Here is a 14,444-nt window from a genome sequence, read left to right as displayed (position 1 = left end):
GCTGAATAATATGTCGGATAGTCATCAACCTTTTGAATTAGTGACCAGCTATCAGCCTGCGGGGGATCAGCCACAAGCCATTGAAAAATTAGTCAAAGGTATTCAAAAAGGCTATCATGACCAGTTGTTACTTGGGGTAACCGGGTCGGGTAAAACCTATACCATGGCCAATGTGATTTCCCAGTTACAGCGTCCCACCATCGTTATGGCACATAACAAGACCTTGGCTGCACAGCTGTATGGCGAGTTCAAGTCATTTTTCCCCAATAATGCGGTGGAATATTTCGTCAGCTATTACGACTATTATCAGCCAGAAGCTTATGTGCCATCTTCCGATACCTTTATTGAAAAAGATTCAGCCATTAACGATCATATTGACCAGATGCGTCTTTCGGCAACGCGGTCATTACTTGAACGCCGTGATGCCATTATTGTCGCTTCGGTGTCTGCCATTTATGGTCTGGGTGATCCGAATGCCTATATGAGCATGTTGTTGCATATTGTGCAGGGCGACCGGATCAGCCGTGATGACATTATTCGCCGTCTGGTAGAAATGCAATATACTCGTAACGAGCTGGAATTCTTGCGTGGTACTTACCGTATCCGTGGTGAAATTATTGATATCTTCCCGGCCGAATCAGATCAGGATGCCATCCGCATCGAACTGTTTGATGATGAAGTTGATTCGATTCGCTGGTTTGATCCTTTAACCGGAAAAATGGTGCGTAAAGTTCCGCGTGTGACCATTTATCCTAAAAGTCATTATGTTACTCCAAAGGATAACTTGCAGCGCGCCATTGGTACCATTCGTGAAGAACTGAAAGAGCGTCTATGCTTCTTTCGCGCACATGATAAATTGCTGGAAGCACAGCGTATTGAACAGCGCACTCGCTATGATCTGGAAATGATGCAGCAGCTGGGTTATACCAACGGCATCGAAAACTATTCACGGCATTTGTCGGGCCGTCCGGCAGGTGAGGCACCACCGACCTTATTTGACTATATTCCCGATGATGCCCTGCTGATTATTGATGAATCGCATGTCACGGTGCCGCAGATTGGTGCCATGTATAAAGGCGACCGCTCGCGTAAAGAGAATCTGGTCAACTATGGTTTCCGTTTGCCAAGTGCGCTGGATAACCGTCCGATGCAGTTTGAAGAATGGGAACGTATTATCCCATCCACGATTTATGTCAGTGCAACACCGGCAAAATATGAACTGGAAAAATCACAGCAGATTGCAGAGCAGGTGGTTCGCCCAACCGGACTGGTCGATCCTGAAATCGAAATCCGCCCTGTGCTGACCCAGGTGGATGACGTGCTGTCGGAAATCAATATTCGTAAGGAACTGGATGAACGTGTTCTGGTGACGACCTTAACCAAACGCATGGCGGAAGATTTAACTTCGTATTTAAAAGAATACGGGGTCAAGGTGGCTTATCTGCACTCAGACATTGATACCGTGGAGCGGACCAAGATTATTCATGAGCTGCGTAGCGGTGTACATGATGTGCTGGTCGGTATTAACCTGCTGCGGGAAGGTTTGGATATGCCGGAAGTGTCCCTTGTTGCCATTCTGGATGCCGATAAAGAAGGTTTCCTGCGTTCGGAGCGGTCACTGATTCAAACCATTGGTCGTGCTGCACGTAACGTGAATGGTAAAGCCATTCTGTATGCAGATCGCATTACCGACTCCATGCAAAAAGCCATGGATGAAACTGAGCGCCGCCGAGCCAAACAGATCGAGTTTAATGAGCTGCATGGCATTATACCGCGCAGCACCAAGCGTCAAAACACTCAGGATATTGATACTGGTGAAGTGCTGAATGATGATCAAATTGACGAGAAGATTTCGGATCAGGCTCGTACCTTGAGTGCTGATGAGCGTCATATTTTGGCTGATCCTAAATTGCTGGCAAAACATTTGTCCAAACTGGAAAAAGAGATGCTCAAAGCTTCGAAAGAATTGCAGTTTGAACAGGCAGCGCGACTACGCGATGAAATAGTTCGCCTGAAGGCACAGATGCTGAGTTAGCTGGATGATTTTTATTGCAAAATCATTACATAACGCTACAGTATGGTTGGGTTAGAGTCGTTATTTTTAAATGTGTAAGCACTTTAAAAATTTAAAATTTTGACTGAAAGGTACTTTTATGACAGGTGATAATCTTCCAAAAGCGGGCTATAAACTGGCTAAAATTGCTGTCGGTGGAGCCGTATTGCTGGGTTTGGGGATGGCGACAATGGCATATGCGCAAACCAAGCCACTGCAAACGGTGGAAAAGGTTGAGCTGGATAAATATCTGGGTGTCTGGTATGAAGTGGCTCGCAAGCCGCTGTATTTTCAAAATAAGTGTGATCGTGATGTCACCGCGACCTATACCCTGAACGAGAACGGTAATGTGGTCGTAGATAACCGCTGCTATACCAAAGAGGGTAAACTCACCCAGTCGATTGGAGAGGCATTTATTGAAAATGCACCTTTCAATAGCAAATTAAAAGTCAGTTTCTTGCCTGAGGCGATTCGCTGGTTACCCTTCGGTCGCGGTGATTATTGGGTACTTAAGCTGGATGAAAACTATCAGACGGTATTGGTAGGGGAGCCACGTCGCAAATACATGTGGGTATTGTCCCGTACTCCACAACCTGATCAGGCAGTCGTTAACGAATATTTAGAATATGCCAAGTCGTTGGGCTATGATTTGGGTGATGTGATTCATACCAAGCAAACGATGAAATAACAGACCTCATATTTTAATAAAAGTTCAAAACCATGCTTAGGCATGGTTTTTTATTTGTTAAGATAGCTCCGGTTTTAAAGTGGAATGATCCAGTATTTGGGATGGTTTCGTAAAGTCATGAAATGAATAATTTCCTTGAGGTAAAAGATGTATAAAGGCTTGGCTTTGTCAGTATTGGCATCTGTTACTTTTGGGGTATTGTATTTTTATACGCAATTTTTAAAACCTTTGGACAGCGAACAGACTTTTGCCTGGCGTATGCTGGCCACGCTGCCTTTTCTAACCCTGTTTATGTGGTGGTCTGGTGATTTGCAGCATATTTCCCAGATTTTTAAGCGTATGGTTAAACAGCCGGTGTTCCTGATCTGGCTGATTTTTAGCTCCCTGCTTTGTACCACACAACTGTGGCTGTTTCTCTGGGGTCCCATTAATGGTCGTGGTCTGCAAGTTTCACTGGGTTATTTCTTATTGCCTTTGGTGATGGTGCTGGTGGGTTGTGTGCTTTATAAGGAAAAACTGTCGAAATGGCAGTTGGCTGCCGTGATGTTGGCCATTTTAGGAGTAGGACATGAAATCTGGCGTATCGGCAGTATCGCCTGGGAAACGGTTTATGTTGCTTTGGCTTATCCCTTATATTTCTTTTTACGCCGGGTTTTTAAAACGGATCATTTGGGCGGTTTTTGGTGGGATTTATGTCTCATTTTGCCAATGGCTTTTTACTTGGGCTTTATGCATAGCGATAGTCTGAGTTTAATGACTCATTTTCCACATTTAATTATCGCGGTGATTGGCCTGGGTTTTTTAAGTGCGTTGGGACTGGGCAGTTATATGCTGGCCAGCCGTTATTTGCCCTTTGTGATTTTTGGATTGCTGAGTTATCTCGAGCCCGTGCTTTTGGCCTTTGCTTCTATTGTGTTGGGGGAACGGGTTGAGACAGGAGAATGGCTGACTTATATTCCCATCTGGATTGCCGTTTTATTGCTGGTCATTGAAGGCACAATTCATATCATCAAACAAAAACATAAACAGCGTGCGCTGAATCAAAATGTGGAAAACTATCAGGATCGTTTAAAATAGACTTTATTTGGTAAGCTGGGTGAAAACTCAGGTTGTTTGATTAAGCAACATTTAACAAAAAAGTATACTTTTACTTTTTAAACAGCTTTCTGATCTTTTAACAGTGAAATCATGAAAATAATTACAACTATTTTATAAATTTATAGTGAATATATCGTAAAAAGCACGTTGAACATTCAGCTTTTGATTCAAAGTTGCTGATAATTCCTTTACAATTGTCGGGTTTGAAATTTATGCCTAGATATACAATTAATTAGAGGACGTAGCTGTGAGCAAAGACACTATCATCGCCCTACATGCAGAGCACCAAGGTCGCTGGAAAAACCGTGAAGAAATCGCGGAACGTATGATTGCCCTGATTGGTCAACTATATCGTGAAAAAAATATCGTGACTTCTGTATACGGTCGTTCTTTAGTTAACCGTTCAGTAATCCAGATTTTAAAAGCGCATCGCCGTACACGTGTTATGGATGTTGAGCTTTCAGTCGTTAACACTTTCCCGATTTTAGAAGCTTTAGCTAAAGTTGAAAATATTGGTTCAGCAGAAATTGATCTAGGTAAACTTGCTGTTGAATTCAAGGAAAAAGGCGGTGACGTAGACGCTTTTGTTGCTGATGCAGTGAAATCTTTGGCAGGTAATGCGAAGGTTGTAGAAGGCAAAGATGTTGTTCTTTACGGTTTTGGTCGTATCGGTCGTATTCTTGCGCGTTTAATCATTGGCCAATCAGGTTTGGGTCGTGGTTTAAATCTTAAAGCAATCGTGGTGCGTAAATCATCTGATGGTGATTTGGAAAAACGTGCTTCATTGCTGCGTCGCGACTCTATCCATGGTCCGTTCCAAGGCACAATTTCAGTTGATGAAGAAAACGAAGCCATTATTGCAAACGGTAACTTCATTAAAGTGATCTATGCATCTAGCCCATCTGAAGTGGATTACACTACTTATGGTATTAACAATGCATTGGTTATTGATAACACTGGTAAATGGCGTGATGCAGAAGGTCTTGCTCAACACCTTCAATGCCCAGGCGCCGCACGCGTAATCTTGACTGCACCTGGTAAAGGTGACATGAAGAACGTTGTATACGGTGTGAACCAGGCCGACATTCTTGATGAAGATACTATCATCTCTGCAGCAAGCTGTACGACTAACGCCATCACTCCAACACTTAAAGTGTTAGAAGATAAATACAAAGTGCTGAATGGTCACGTTGAAACAGTTCACTCGTTCACTAACGACCAGAACTTGATTGACAACTATCATAAAGCTGACCGTCGTGGCCGTGCTGCTACTTTGAACATGGTTATTACTGAAACTGGTGCTGCTAAAGCGGTTGCTAAAGCACTACCTGCGCTTAAAGGCAAGTTGACTGGTAACTCTGTACGTGTTCCAACACCAAACGTTTCATTGGCTATTCTTAACTTGACTCTTGAGAAAGAAGTTGATCGTGAAGAAGTGAACGAATACATTCGTCAAATCTCAATCAACTCAAACCTTCAAGGTCAAATCGGTTATACCAACTCAACTGAAGTGGTATCTTCTGACTTTATCGGTTCACGTACTGCAGGTGTATTTGATGCGCAAGCAACAATCACTTCAGGTAACCGTCTAACTTGCTACGTTTGGTACGATAACGAAGTGGGTTATAGCTGCCAGGTATTACGTATTGCAGAACAGATGGGCGGCGTAAGCTATCCAAAAATTCCTGCTGAAACAAATGCATAATTTGTAGAAGTAGATAAAAAAGAGTCTCTATAGAGGCTCTTTTTTTATCCCGTCATTTTAAACTCATGCAATAGGCAGAATTTTTACTGAATACCTTAATTAAAAAATGATACTTGTAGCCGAAATCCTAATCTGATAGCTTACAAATGGTAAGTACATTAAAAATAGTAAGTAAGAGATAAAAAATATACAGATGGAGAGAGCTTGAATGAGTAAATATGCGATCAGTCCCTTGTTGGGGCAGGTGTTATCGAATGAATGTCCATCACGGGAAATATTGGAACATCTCGCGAACAAATGGTCGGTATTGGTTTTACGCTGTTTAAGTGAGGGGGTGCATCGTTTTAGTGAGCTGAAACAGCGCATTGAAGGGGTGAGTGAAAAAATGCTCTCACAAACCCTAAAAATGCTGGAACAGGATGGTTTTATTTTACGTACCGTCTATCCGGTGGTGCCACCCAAAGTGGAATATCAGCTGACCATTTTAGGCTCGCAAGCTGCAGAAAAAATGAATTATCTGATTGGCTGGGTAGAGCGGAGTTTGCCTGAGATTTTGGAAAATAAAGACCGCATTGCTAAATAAGAATTAAATTGTCTTTGTGGGCAGTCATCAGCTGGTGACTTTACTGGTAAGGTATCGGACTTTGGTTATGGTCTGTGGAACTTTTTATTTATCGATTCAAAGACTTGTCAGGAAAAGATTTACAGGATAAATGTTTATCCATTTTAGATATTAAGTCTTAGAAAGTTTTAAAGGAATAAACCTTGTGGTCTATTCCTTGTGCTGGGTTTAAACCTTTTTCATTTGGCTAAAATCAAAACGGTCAATCAGTAAAATTCCAATCGAGAAGACCAGACCGAGTGCAACACAGCTAATCCACCCAAAGTGTTCCCATGCATATACTGCACCCAGCGAACCCAAAGCTGCACCCGAAAAATAGATGGTCATATAGACTGCATTAATCCGTGAACGTGCTTTCAGGTCAATCCGGTAAACCAGATTTTGGTTTAGGACATGAAAGGCGGTGAGGCCAAAATAACTCATCAAAACCCCAAGCGCGTAAACCCAGATATTCTGCTGGGCAAAGAACAGGGGAATGCATGAAAACAGCATCAGGAAAATACACAGTGTTGCGACCAGGTTTTCCTTGCCTTGCCCCACGGTTTTGCCCGACCAGCTCGATGAATAAATTCCGATAACGCCGAGCAAGCCAAACAGGCCAATTTCAAAATCACTAAAGTAGTAAGGCGCATTGCCTAGGACAAAGGTCATCGAGGTAAAGACCATCGACAAGATGCCAAAGCCCAAAGCACCGGCACAGGCACGACGGATTAAATGTGGATTGTTTCGGGCAAGTGTAAACAGTGAACGGTAAATACTGCTGATGGTTAAGCCGGTTTGGGGTTGAGTATTTGGTAATTTTTTCCACATCACAACAGCAAACAGCAGAGTGATCACGCCACTGGATAAATACACCCCTTCCCAGGACCAGTATGTTGAGACAAAACCGGCAAAAGTCCGTGACAGGATAATCCCCATTACCAAACCGCTCATGAGTTTTCCAACCGTTGCAGCACTGGATTCTGGTGGACTAATGGTTGAGGCAAAAGGAATCAGAACCTGAGCGGAAATTGCCCCAAAGGTGGCACACAGGGTGAAAAGATATAAGGTGCTAAGGGTGGTGCTCAATGACAGCAGAATTTGCGAGATGGCAGCAAATACCATCAAACTGACCACAAGTTTACGTTTATTCAGGAAGTCGCCTAAAGGCACCAACAGCATTAAGCCAAGCACATAACCAATTTGGGCAAGCACGACGGTTAAGCCGGCCTGACTGGTGCTAATTTTCAAACTCTTTTCAATCGAATAGATCAGGGGCTGATTAAAATAAGCCGAACCGGCACATAAACCGCAGGCAATTGCCATAAGCAATACAAATTGTGATGACAAAGGGCTGACAGTTTCAGGTTTTGGCAAAGACATGATCAGGACTCAAACAACGCTGCATGCACTATAAGGAGAGTTGTTCAGATTCTGAAATAAGTAAAATCAATCATGTGATCATTAATTTATATCAACGGTTGGAAAATAATTGCTTGGCAAAAAGATCGGACAACATTAGCTTTTTGATTGATGTTTATAAAATAAAACTGAATTCAGTCATCTTCATGGAGTGCTGAATAAATATATTCGAGAAATTCTTTAAAATATGGCAGAATATGGGGTTTTAAAGTTTTTAGAGGATTGGCAGCATGCGCTTTGTTGATGAAGCAGTCATTACCGTAGAGGCTGGCGACGGTGGCAATGGCGTAGCCAGTTTTCGCCGTGAAAAGTTCGTACCATTTGGTGGCCCAGATGGTGGTGATGGTGGTCGTGGCGGCAGCATTTATATTCAAGCCGACGATAATACCAGCACTCTTGTAGATTATCGTTATACACGCAAATTCCGTGCAGAACGTGCAAAAAATGGTCGCGGTGCAAACTGTGCAGGCCGTGGCGGTGAAGACACCGTATTATTGGTTCCAGTCGGAACAACTATTGTAGATACTGAGTCTGGCGATATTATCGGTGACTTGGTCACTAATGGTCAGCGTGTAATGGTGGCAGCAGGTGGTGAAGGCGGTTTGGGGAATACTCACTTCAAATCTTCTACCAACCGTTCACCGCGTAAATGTACCCACGGCGCCAAAGGTGAATTCCGTGAAGTGCGTCTAGAACTTAAAGTATTGGCGGATGTTGGCTTGCTCGGGATGCCTAACGCAGGTAAATCGACCTTTATTCGTGCGGTTTCTGCTGCAAAACCAAAAGTTGCAGACTATCCATTTACCACCATGGTGCCGAATCTGGGCGTGGTAGATGCCGACCGTCACCGTTCATTTGTGATGGCCGATATTCCTGGACTGATTGAAGGTGCATCTGAAGGTGCGGGTCTGGGTATTCGTTTCCTTAAGCATCTGGCCCGTACCCGTATTTTGTTGCACATTGTCGATGTACAGCCTATTGACGGTTCAGATCCGGCACACAATGCCAAAGCAATTTTGAATGAGTTGAAAAAATTCTCTCCAACACTTGCTAAATTGCCAGTGGTACTGGTGCTGAACAAGGTTGACCAACTTGACGAAGATACGCGTGAAGAATGGTGTAAGCATCTTCTTGAGGAAATGCAATGGACAGGTCCGGTATTCAAAACTTCAGGCCTCATGTCTGAAGGGACTAAAGAAGTTGTGTATTACCTCATGGATGAAATCGAGAAACAACGTGAACTCGAAGCTGAAGATCCAGAATACGCAGCACAATTAAAAGCGTTCCGTGACCAGCTTGAAGCTGAAACACGTGAACAAACCATCGCAGCGAAAGAAGCGTATCGTGAGATGCGTCGTCAACAGCGTCTTGCCGGTATTCTGGGTGATGACGATGATGATGAAGACGGTGATGATGGTGAAATGGAAGTGTACTACGTACGTTAAGCTCTGCAATAAGAGTAACTGAGGACAAGATGATAGAAGTGGTAGATGGGCAACGTCAGCTCAAGGCTTGTAAACGAATCGTTGTTAAAATCGGATCATCTTTACTCACAGCAAACGGAACAGGGTTAGATCTGGATGCAATTTCGCATTGGGCGAAACAGATTGCAGATCTGCACAATGCAGGACATGAGATTATTCTGGTGTCTTCCGGTGCTGTGGCTGAAGGTATGGTGCGAATGAAACTTGAGAATCGACCCACCGATCTACCCAGTCTTCAGGCTTGTGCTGCCATTGGTCAAATGGGGCTGATTCAAACTTGGTCGAGTGTTCTGGAAAATCATTCCATTCAAACGGCGCAGGTTTTATTGACTCACGATGACCTGGCAGACCGCCGTCGCTATCTCAATTCATGTGATGCCTTACAGAACCTGATTGACTGGCGTGTGATTCCCGTGATCAATGAAAATGACACGGTTTCTACCGACGAAATCCGTTTTGGTGATAACGACACACTGGCAGCCATGGTCGCAGGTCAGGTGCATGCAGATTTGCTGATTATCCTGACCGATCAGCAAGGCATGTTTGATTCAGACCCGCGTTCTAATCCGAATGCCAAACTGTTCCATACCGTGCGTGCTTTGGATGAAAGCCTGTTTGATATGGCAGGCGGTGGCGGTAAATTTGGTCGTGGCGGTATGCTGACCAAAGTCCGTGCTGCACGTCTGGCAGCAAAATCGGGTTGTCCAACGTTAATTGCCAGTGGTGAAAGTGATAATGTCCTGGCACGTTTAATGTCGGGTGAATTGTTAGGTACTTTGTTTATCACGGATAATGACCGCATTACTGCACATCAGCAATGGTTGGCGGCACATCTACAAACGGCTGGCCGTCTGGTTCTTGATGATGGTGCAGTAAAAGCGATTAAAGACAATCACCGCAGCTTGTTACCTGTAGGGGTAAAAGCGGTTGAAGGTCACTTTGAACGTGGTGATGTGGTGGAGTGCGTGGATACAGAAGGGCATCGTATTGCTGTCGGTCGCGTCAACTTCAGTTCGCGTTCAGCTGAAATTGTCAAAGGTCTGGCATCGGATAAAGTGCATCAGGTTTTAGGTGAAGCGCGTTCACTTGAGATGATTCACCGCAATCATATGGCAATATATTAACAATTACCTACCATGACGTAACATAACGCTAAGGCTTGATTCTGAAAGGGATTGAGCCTTTTTCTTGTGTGGTGCAATAACATGCAATAGACTAACAGGAGGTTAAATTAGGAGGTTAAATAGGAGGTTAAAAAAATTAATCGCCATAAAATTTGAATCTTCTTAATTGCCTGAAAAAATTAAGCATTGTCGTGAGGTCGCCATGTTATCTAAATTGCAGATTGATGCTATTAAGCCATCGAGTAAATTACAGAAAATCAATGATAGTGAGATGCTGTATTTATTCGTATCTCCGACAGGTCGCAAAACTTGGAAAGTTCTTTATACACTTGATGGGAAAAAGAACACAATCACACTGGGCGAGTATCCAAAGGTACTTAATGCTAAAGATGCACGATTAAGACGTGACGAGATAAAAAAACAAATATCAGAGGGCATTCATCCGACAGAGCAGAAGCGACAAAACAAACTTAAAGATTTATCAGCGATGAGTTTTGCTGATCTGATACAGCTTTATGCTGAAAAGGTCACACCACACAAAAGAGGTGGACGTGTGGAAATTGTCATTTTGAATGGTTATATAAAAGCATTTCCCCGGTTGATGAAAAAGCCAGTAAACCAACTGGGGCAATTAGACATGATTCAATTTAGGGATGAGCGCTTAAAAAAGGTAAAGAGTGCAACAGTCGCAAGGGATTTAGGCTTATTAAGTGCTGTATTTAAGTACGCACGACAAGAACTAAGAATTATGACCAGCTCCCCGTTAGATGATGTGGCCAAGCCTAAACAGTCAGTAAGTAGAAATAGACGTATTTCTCAAGATGAAATAGATAGAATCTTAGAGGCATTCAAATATGATGGTCATTCTCAGCCAATAACTAAGAAACAACAAACAGCCTGGGCATTTTTATTTGCTATTGAAACAGCAATGAGAGCAAGTGAGATAACAGGCTTAAAGTGGGCTGATGTTTACGACAAGCATGTTGAACTTGAAATCACAAAGAATGGTACTGCGAGAAAAGTCCCATTATCTAAGCGAGCAATTGAGCTTCTAAGCTATATGAAAGGGATAGATGAAATAGACGTTTGTACGCTTAAAAATAAGGTTGCTGATGGTGAAACAGGTAGGGGGGGATTATCTGCATACTTTACCCAGGTAGTGAAAGGTAAGTTAAAAATTAATGATTTAACTTTTCACGACACCCGACATGAAGCTATTTCACGAATGGTTAAGAATGCCAAGCTCCCAGTAGAGGTACTGGCAAAAATTACAGGACATAAAACAATAAGTATTTTAATTAATACCTACTATAACCCTGACATTGAAGAACTAGCCAATCATCTACACAAAGAGAATGACCCCGACATTATTTTATTTAAAAAGTCTGTATAGGTGCGATAAGTTGAATAGCCACCAAAATTCTAGACACACGTAACCATCTTTTGATGGGCTTTTTCATAATCTAATGGAGAACGCTGACCATTGGAACCATGTCTACGTTTTGAATTATAAAACATCTCAATATATTCAAAGATATCTGACCTGGCTTCAGTTCTTGATGCATAGATTTTCTTCTTAATTCGTTCCCGCTTTAATAGCTGGAAGAAGCTTTCTGCAACAGCATTGTCATGGCAATTTCCTCTGCGACTCATACTACATTCCAGATTGTGCTGCTTAAGGAATGTTTGCCATTCATGGCTCGTATATTGACTGCCTTGGTCAGAGTGAATCAGAACTTTATTCTGTGGTTTTCTCCGCCATAGAGCCATTAATAACGCATCTAAAACCAGATCTGTCGTAATTCTGGATTTCATAGACCAGCCAACTACAAGTCGTGAGAACAGGTCGATTACCACTGCGAGATACAGCCATCCTTCATGGGTACGAATATAGGTAATATCAGTCACCCATAATTGGTTCGGCTGCGCTGGATTAAATTGGCGGTCTAAAGTGTTTGCAGCAACAACTGACGGAGTACCTGCATGAGTTCTAGGTTTGCGATAGCCACGCTGTGATTTAAGTCCATCAACTTTCATCAACCGATGCACTCGATTAATCCCACAATTCTCACCAACATCTTTTAGATCACAGTAAATCTTACGATAGCCGTAAATTCCACCAGATTCTAACCAAAACTGTTTAATCAGTCCTGAAAGTTGTTGCCGTTTCTGGGCTGTCTTGCTGATAGGCTGCTTTAGCCATGCATAATAACCACTATGATGAACATCTAGAGTTGAACACAAACGACGGATCGGCCATATATGCTGGTTGTCCCGAATAAAGGCGTACCTCATTTGGACTGGCTTGCGAAGTACACCGCGGCCTTTTTTAAGATGTCCCGTTCTTCAGTTACTCTTTGCAGTTCTTTTCTGAGCTTTGCTAGCTCTGCAGTTGGATCTGCTGATTGAGTAACTTTGGGTTGTTGAGGATCATAGCGTTTAATCCAGGCATAAAGACTATGCGTGGTTGTACCTAAACGCGCAGCAACCTCGGCCACACTATAACCTTTCTCGGTAACTTGCTTTACTGCTTCAATTTTGAATTCTTCAGGATATCGTTTACTGCTCATAAGCACCTCGTTAATTAGCCATTTTATCTAACTAAAAGGTGTCTACAAAATTAGTGGCTATTCAAGTTAAGACTTTCAGAAACAATCTATTACATGCAATTACGCCACCATCTGATATTATTTTAACCACTAAGCCTAGAGTAGCTCTCGAAAAGTCGGATACCCAATCCGACTGGCTTAGCCTTTGCTATTTTGGGGATGCTGTGGGAGGCAAGAATGCAGAAAGTATTTTCATTAAATGAACTTATAGATGCTTCTGAAAAAAAATTAAGTATTCATACAATTAAAGATTATTGTAGACGAGGGGAATTACATCCTTGTATATATTTTGAAGGTAACATTGTTTGTATTCATGATGAGCGTTTTAAAAATAGTATTGATAAATGTGATCCAGTTGCACATATTGAAACTGTAGGCTGGGCTAGAACATTTAAAGGGTATATCTCTGCTTCAAATTTTATAGACTATATTGCTGATACTGATACTCAGACTTCTGGTGTTTTTTTTAATGTGACGAAAATTGTTGAGCACATCTCATTAACTAATGATTTTCCTTTGCTCCAAAAAGATGAATATCTTAAAGCATTCCCTTCAAGAATTGATGATGAGATACAAGAGAAAAGATGGTTACATGAAATTAATGATTTCAAAGGGAATGTTTTTAAAGCTCATGAAATTGTTTTTCATGCATCTGAGGTGGAAAAATTATTATTAACGCATAGCCGGTTACCAAAAAGCTCAGTTAAAGTTTTAAATTATGCTGGAGATTTGGGCGTTGAAAATCTACAAGAAAAAGAAAACTCGAATATAAAAAAAACTGTTAATTTGAAAGATATGCTGGAAGATATGGATGATTATATTTCGGTATCTAGTGTTTTTGAATTGATAAAAGAGAGAACTGATCTTGGATCAGATTCTGAAGTTGCTAACTTCTTGATCGTACATAAAAATGATTTACCAAATCCAGTTAATAAATTTGATTATTTTGATGGAAAACCTACACCCTTATATAAGGATTTTCAACAGAATCAATTAACAAAAATGGATTTACTCTTACTGGAAATCGCTAGAGAAGAATTGAAGCTTAATAGTGACGATGGGAGGTTAAAAAAATTCGCTTGGGAAAAGTTTGATTTTTTCTTGGAGTTTAGGTGTTTAACGAATGTTGATTTGTATAAAGAGGTTTACCAATTTGATGAAGATGATGGAAATTCTGAAAAAATTTCACATCAAGAAGCAGATGTAAATCAATCAGAAAGTGTGTTGTTGTTACAAGATCAGTCTAGATTTGGAAATCAGGTCATTGGGCATGCAACAATAGAGCACTATCAAAAAAAATGTGATGAACTATCAATAGTTGTGGAAAGATTAAAGTTAGAATTACTAGAAAAAGATTACCAAATTAAAGAGCTGAAATCTTCACAACAAGCAAACCAGACTGATTTAATAAGTTTAATTTATGATGAAACAAAAAAAGAAAGATATGCTCCTGATTTAGTATTCGCTATTAATGCATGGAAGTTTCTCTATATTGATAATAAAGAAACTGAAGATAAGCATAGTAATAGAGTGAATTATTGGATTAAGAAGAATACTCCGTACCAAAAGATAGAAAGTGTTGAGGTAAAAAGATTAAGAGAGATTACTTCACCATTTGAAAGTTGGCACATTGATAGAAAAAATAAGTTTAATAAGTAAT

The 14,444-nt window shown here is 41.6% G+C and carries 11 protein-coding genes; 9 read left to right on the top strand and 2 right to left on the bottom strand.

All coding sequences use genetic code 11. The annotated features are described in order from the left end of the window. The first annotated feature begins 10 nt into the window (after positions 1–10). The 5 genes from uvrB (at position 11) to GTU69_RS01255 (ending at position 6,127) form a co-directional block, all read left to right on the top strand. Positions 11–2,035 (top strand): excinuclease ABC subunit UvrB, encoded by a 2,025-nt coding sequence (uvrB, locus tag GTU69_RS01275; RefSeq protein ID WP_166167123.1) that lies wholly within the window; start codon positions 11–13, stop codon positions 2,033–2,035. A 118-nt stretch (positions 2,036–2,153) separates the two neighbouring features. After that, positions 2,154–2,741, top strand: a complete 588-nt coding sequence (locus GTU69_RS01270) for a lipocalin family protein (protein ID WP_166167120.1) — start codon at positions 2,154–2,156, stop codon at positions 2,739–2,741. A 147-nt stretch (positions 2,742–2,888) separates the two neighbouring features. Further along, a complete protein-coding gene (gene rarD, locus GTU69_RS01265; protein WP_166167117.1) occupies positions 2,889–3,818 on the top strand; it encodes an EamA family transporter RarD in 930 nt (309 codons plus the stop codon). Between the two features lie 268 nt (positions 3,819–4,086). Next, complete coding sequence (locus GTU69_RS01260) at positions 4,087–5,544, top strand: glyceraldehyde-3-phosphate dehydrogenase (RefSeq protein WP_166167114.1); 1,458 nt, start codon at positions 4,087–4,089, stop codon at positions 5,542–5,544. Positions 5,545–5,752: 208 nt separating this feature from the next. After that, positions 5,753–6,127 carry a helix-turn-helix domain-containing protein gene (locus GTU69_RS01255; protein ID WP_166167111.1) on the top strand — a complete coding sequence of 125 codons (375 nt, stop codon included), beginning with the start codon at positions 5,753–5,755 and terminating at the stop codon, positions 6,125–6,127. A gap of 207 nt (positions 6,128–6,334) precedes the next feature. On the opposite strand, the gene GTU69_RS01250 is transcribed toward GTU69_RS01255, so the two are convergent. Then, on the bottom strand, positions 6,335–7,528 hold the full coding sequence (locus tag GTU69_RS01250) for an MFS transporter (RefSeq protein WP_166167108.1): 1,194 nt from the start codon (positions 7,526–7,528) through the stop codon (positions 6,335–6,337). Between the two features lie 269 nt (positions 7,529–7,797). On the opposite strand from GTU69_RS01250, the gene cgtA reads away from it, so the two are divergent. The 3 genes from cgtA to GTU69_RS01235 all read left to right on the top strand — a co-directional run bounded on the left by cgtA (position 7,798) and on the right by GTU69_RS01235 (position 11,568). Continuing rightward, positions 7,798–9,012 carry an Obg family GTPase CgtA gene (gene cgtA, locus GTU69_RS01245; RefSeq protein WP_166167105.1) on the top strand — a complete coding sequence of 405 codons (1,215 nt, stop codon included), beginning with the start codon at positions 7,798–7,800 and terminating at the stop codon, positions 9,010–9,012. 29 nt (positions 9,013–9,041) lie between these two features. Then, positions 9,042–10,175, top strand: a complete 1,134-nt coding sequence (proB, locus tag GTU69_RS01240) for a glutamate 5-kinase (RefSeq protein ID WP_166167102.1) — start codon at positions 9,042–9,044, stop codon at positions 10,173–10,175. Between the two features lie 202 nt (positions 10,176–10,377). Then, positions 10,378–11,568: a site-specific integrase gene (locus GTU69_RS01235; RefSeq protein ID WP_166167099.1), complete on the top strand. Its 1,191-nt coding sequence runs from the start codon at positions 10,378–10,380 to the stop codon at positions 11,566–11,568. Positions 11,569–11,597: 29 nt separating this feature from the next. Here the strand turns inward: GTU69_RS01235 and GTU69_RS01230 are convergent. Continuing rightward, positions 11,598–12,745 (bottom strand): IS3 family transposase gene (locus GTU69_RS01230; protein WP_166167096.1). Its coding sequence is split into 2 segments (ribosomal slippage): positions 11,598–12,499 and positions 12,499–12,745, totalling 1,149 coding nucleotides; the frame shifts between segments, so codons are not numbered across the junction. A gap of 216 nt (positions 12,746–12,961) precedes the next feature. Between GTU69_RS01230 and GTU69_RS01225 the strand changes: the two genes are divergently transcribed. Continuing rightward, a complete protein-coding gene (locus tag GTU69_RS01225) occupies positions 12,962–14,443 on the top strand; it encodes a hypothetical protein (protein WP_240921568.1) in 1,482 nt (493 codons plus the stop codon). The last annotated feature ends 1 nt before the right edge of the window (position 14,444 follow it).

Source organism: Acinetobacter sp. SA01 (assembly GCF_011319235.1).
Taxonomy (GTDB): Bacteria; Pseudomonadota; Gammaproteobacteria; order Pseudomonadales; family Moraxellaceae; genus Acinetobacter.
The sequence above is the reverse complement of the archived record's forward strand: the minus strand, read 5'-3'. Positions and strand labels throughout refer to the sequence as shown.

Excerpts from the sequence above, each read along its gene's own strand:
- GTU69_RS01225 (WP_240921568.1), top strand. The coding sequence starts at position 12,962 with ATGCAGAAAGTATTTTCATTAAATGAACTTATAGATGCTTCTGAAAAA.
- GTU69_RS01250 (WP_166167108.1), bottom strand. The coding sequence starts at position 7,528 with ATGTCTTTGCCAAAACCTGAAACTGTCAGCCCTTTGTCATCACAATTT.
- uvrB (WP_166167123.1), top strand. The coding sequence starts at position 11 with ATGTCGGATAGTCATCAACCTTTTGAATTAGTGACCAGCTATCAGCCT.
- GTU69_RS01270 (WP_166167120.1), top strand. The coding sequence starts at position 2,154 with ATGACAGGTGATAATCTTCCAAAAGCGGGCTATAAACTGGCTAAAATT.
- GTU69_RS01255 (WP_166167111.1), top strand. The coding sequence starts at position 5,753 with ATGAGTAAATATGCGATCAGTCCCTTGTTGGGGCAGGTGTTATCGAAT.
- proB (WP_166167102.1), top strand. The coding sequence starts at position 9,042 with ATGATAGAAGTGGTAGATGGGCAACGTCAGCTCAAGGCTTGTAAACGA.
- GTU69_RS01235 (WP_166167099.1), top strand. The coding sequence starts at position 10,378 with ATGTTATCTAAATTGCAGATTGATGCTATTAAGCCATCGAGTAAATTA.
- rarD (WP_166167117.1), top strand. The coding sequence starts at position 2,889 with ATGTATAAAGGCTTGGCTTTGTCAGTATTGGCATCTGTTACTTTTGGG.
- cgtA (WP_166167105.1), top strand. The coding sequence starts at position 7,798 with ATGCGCTTTGTTGATGAAGCAGTCATTACCGTAGAGGCTGGCGACGGT.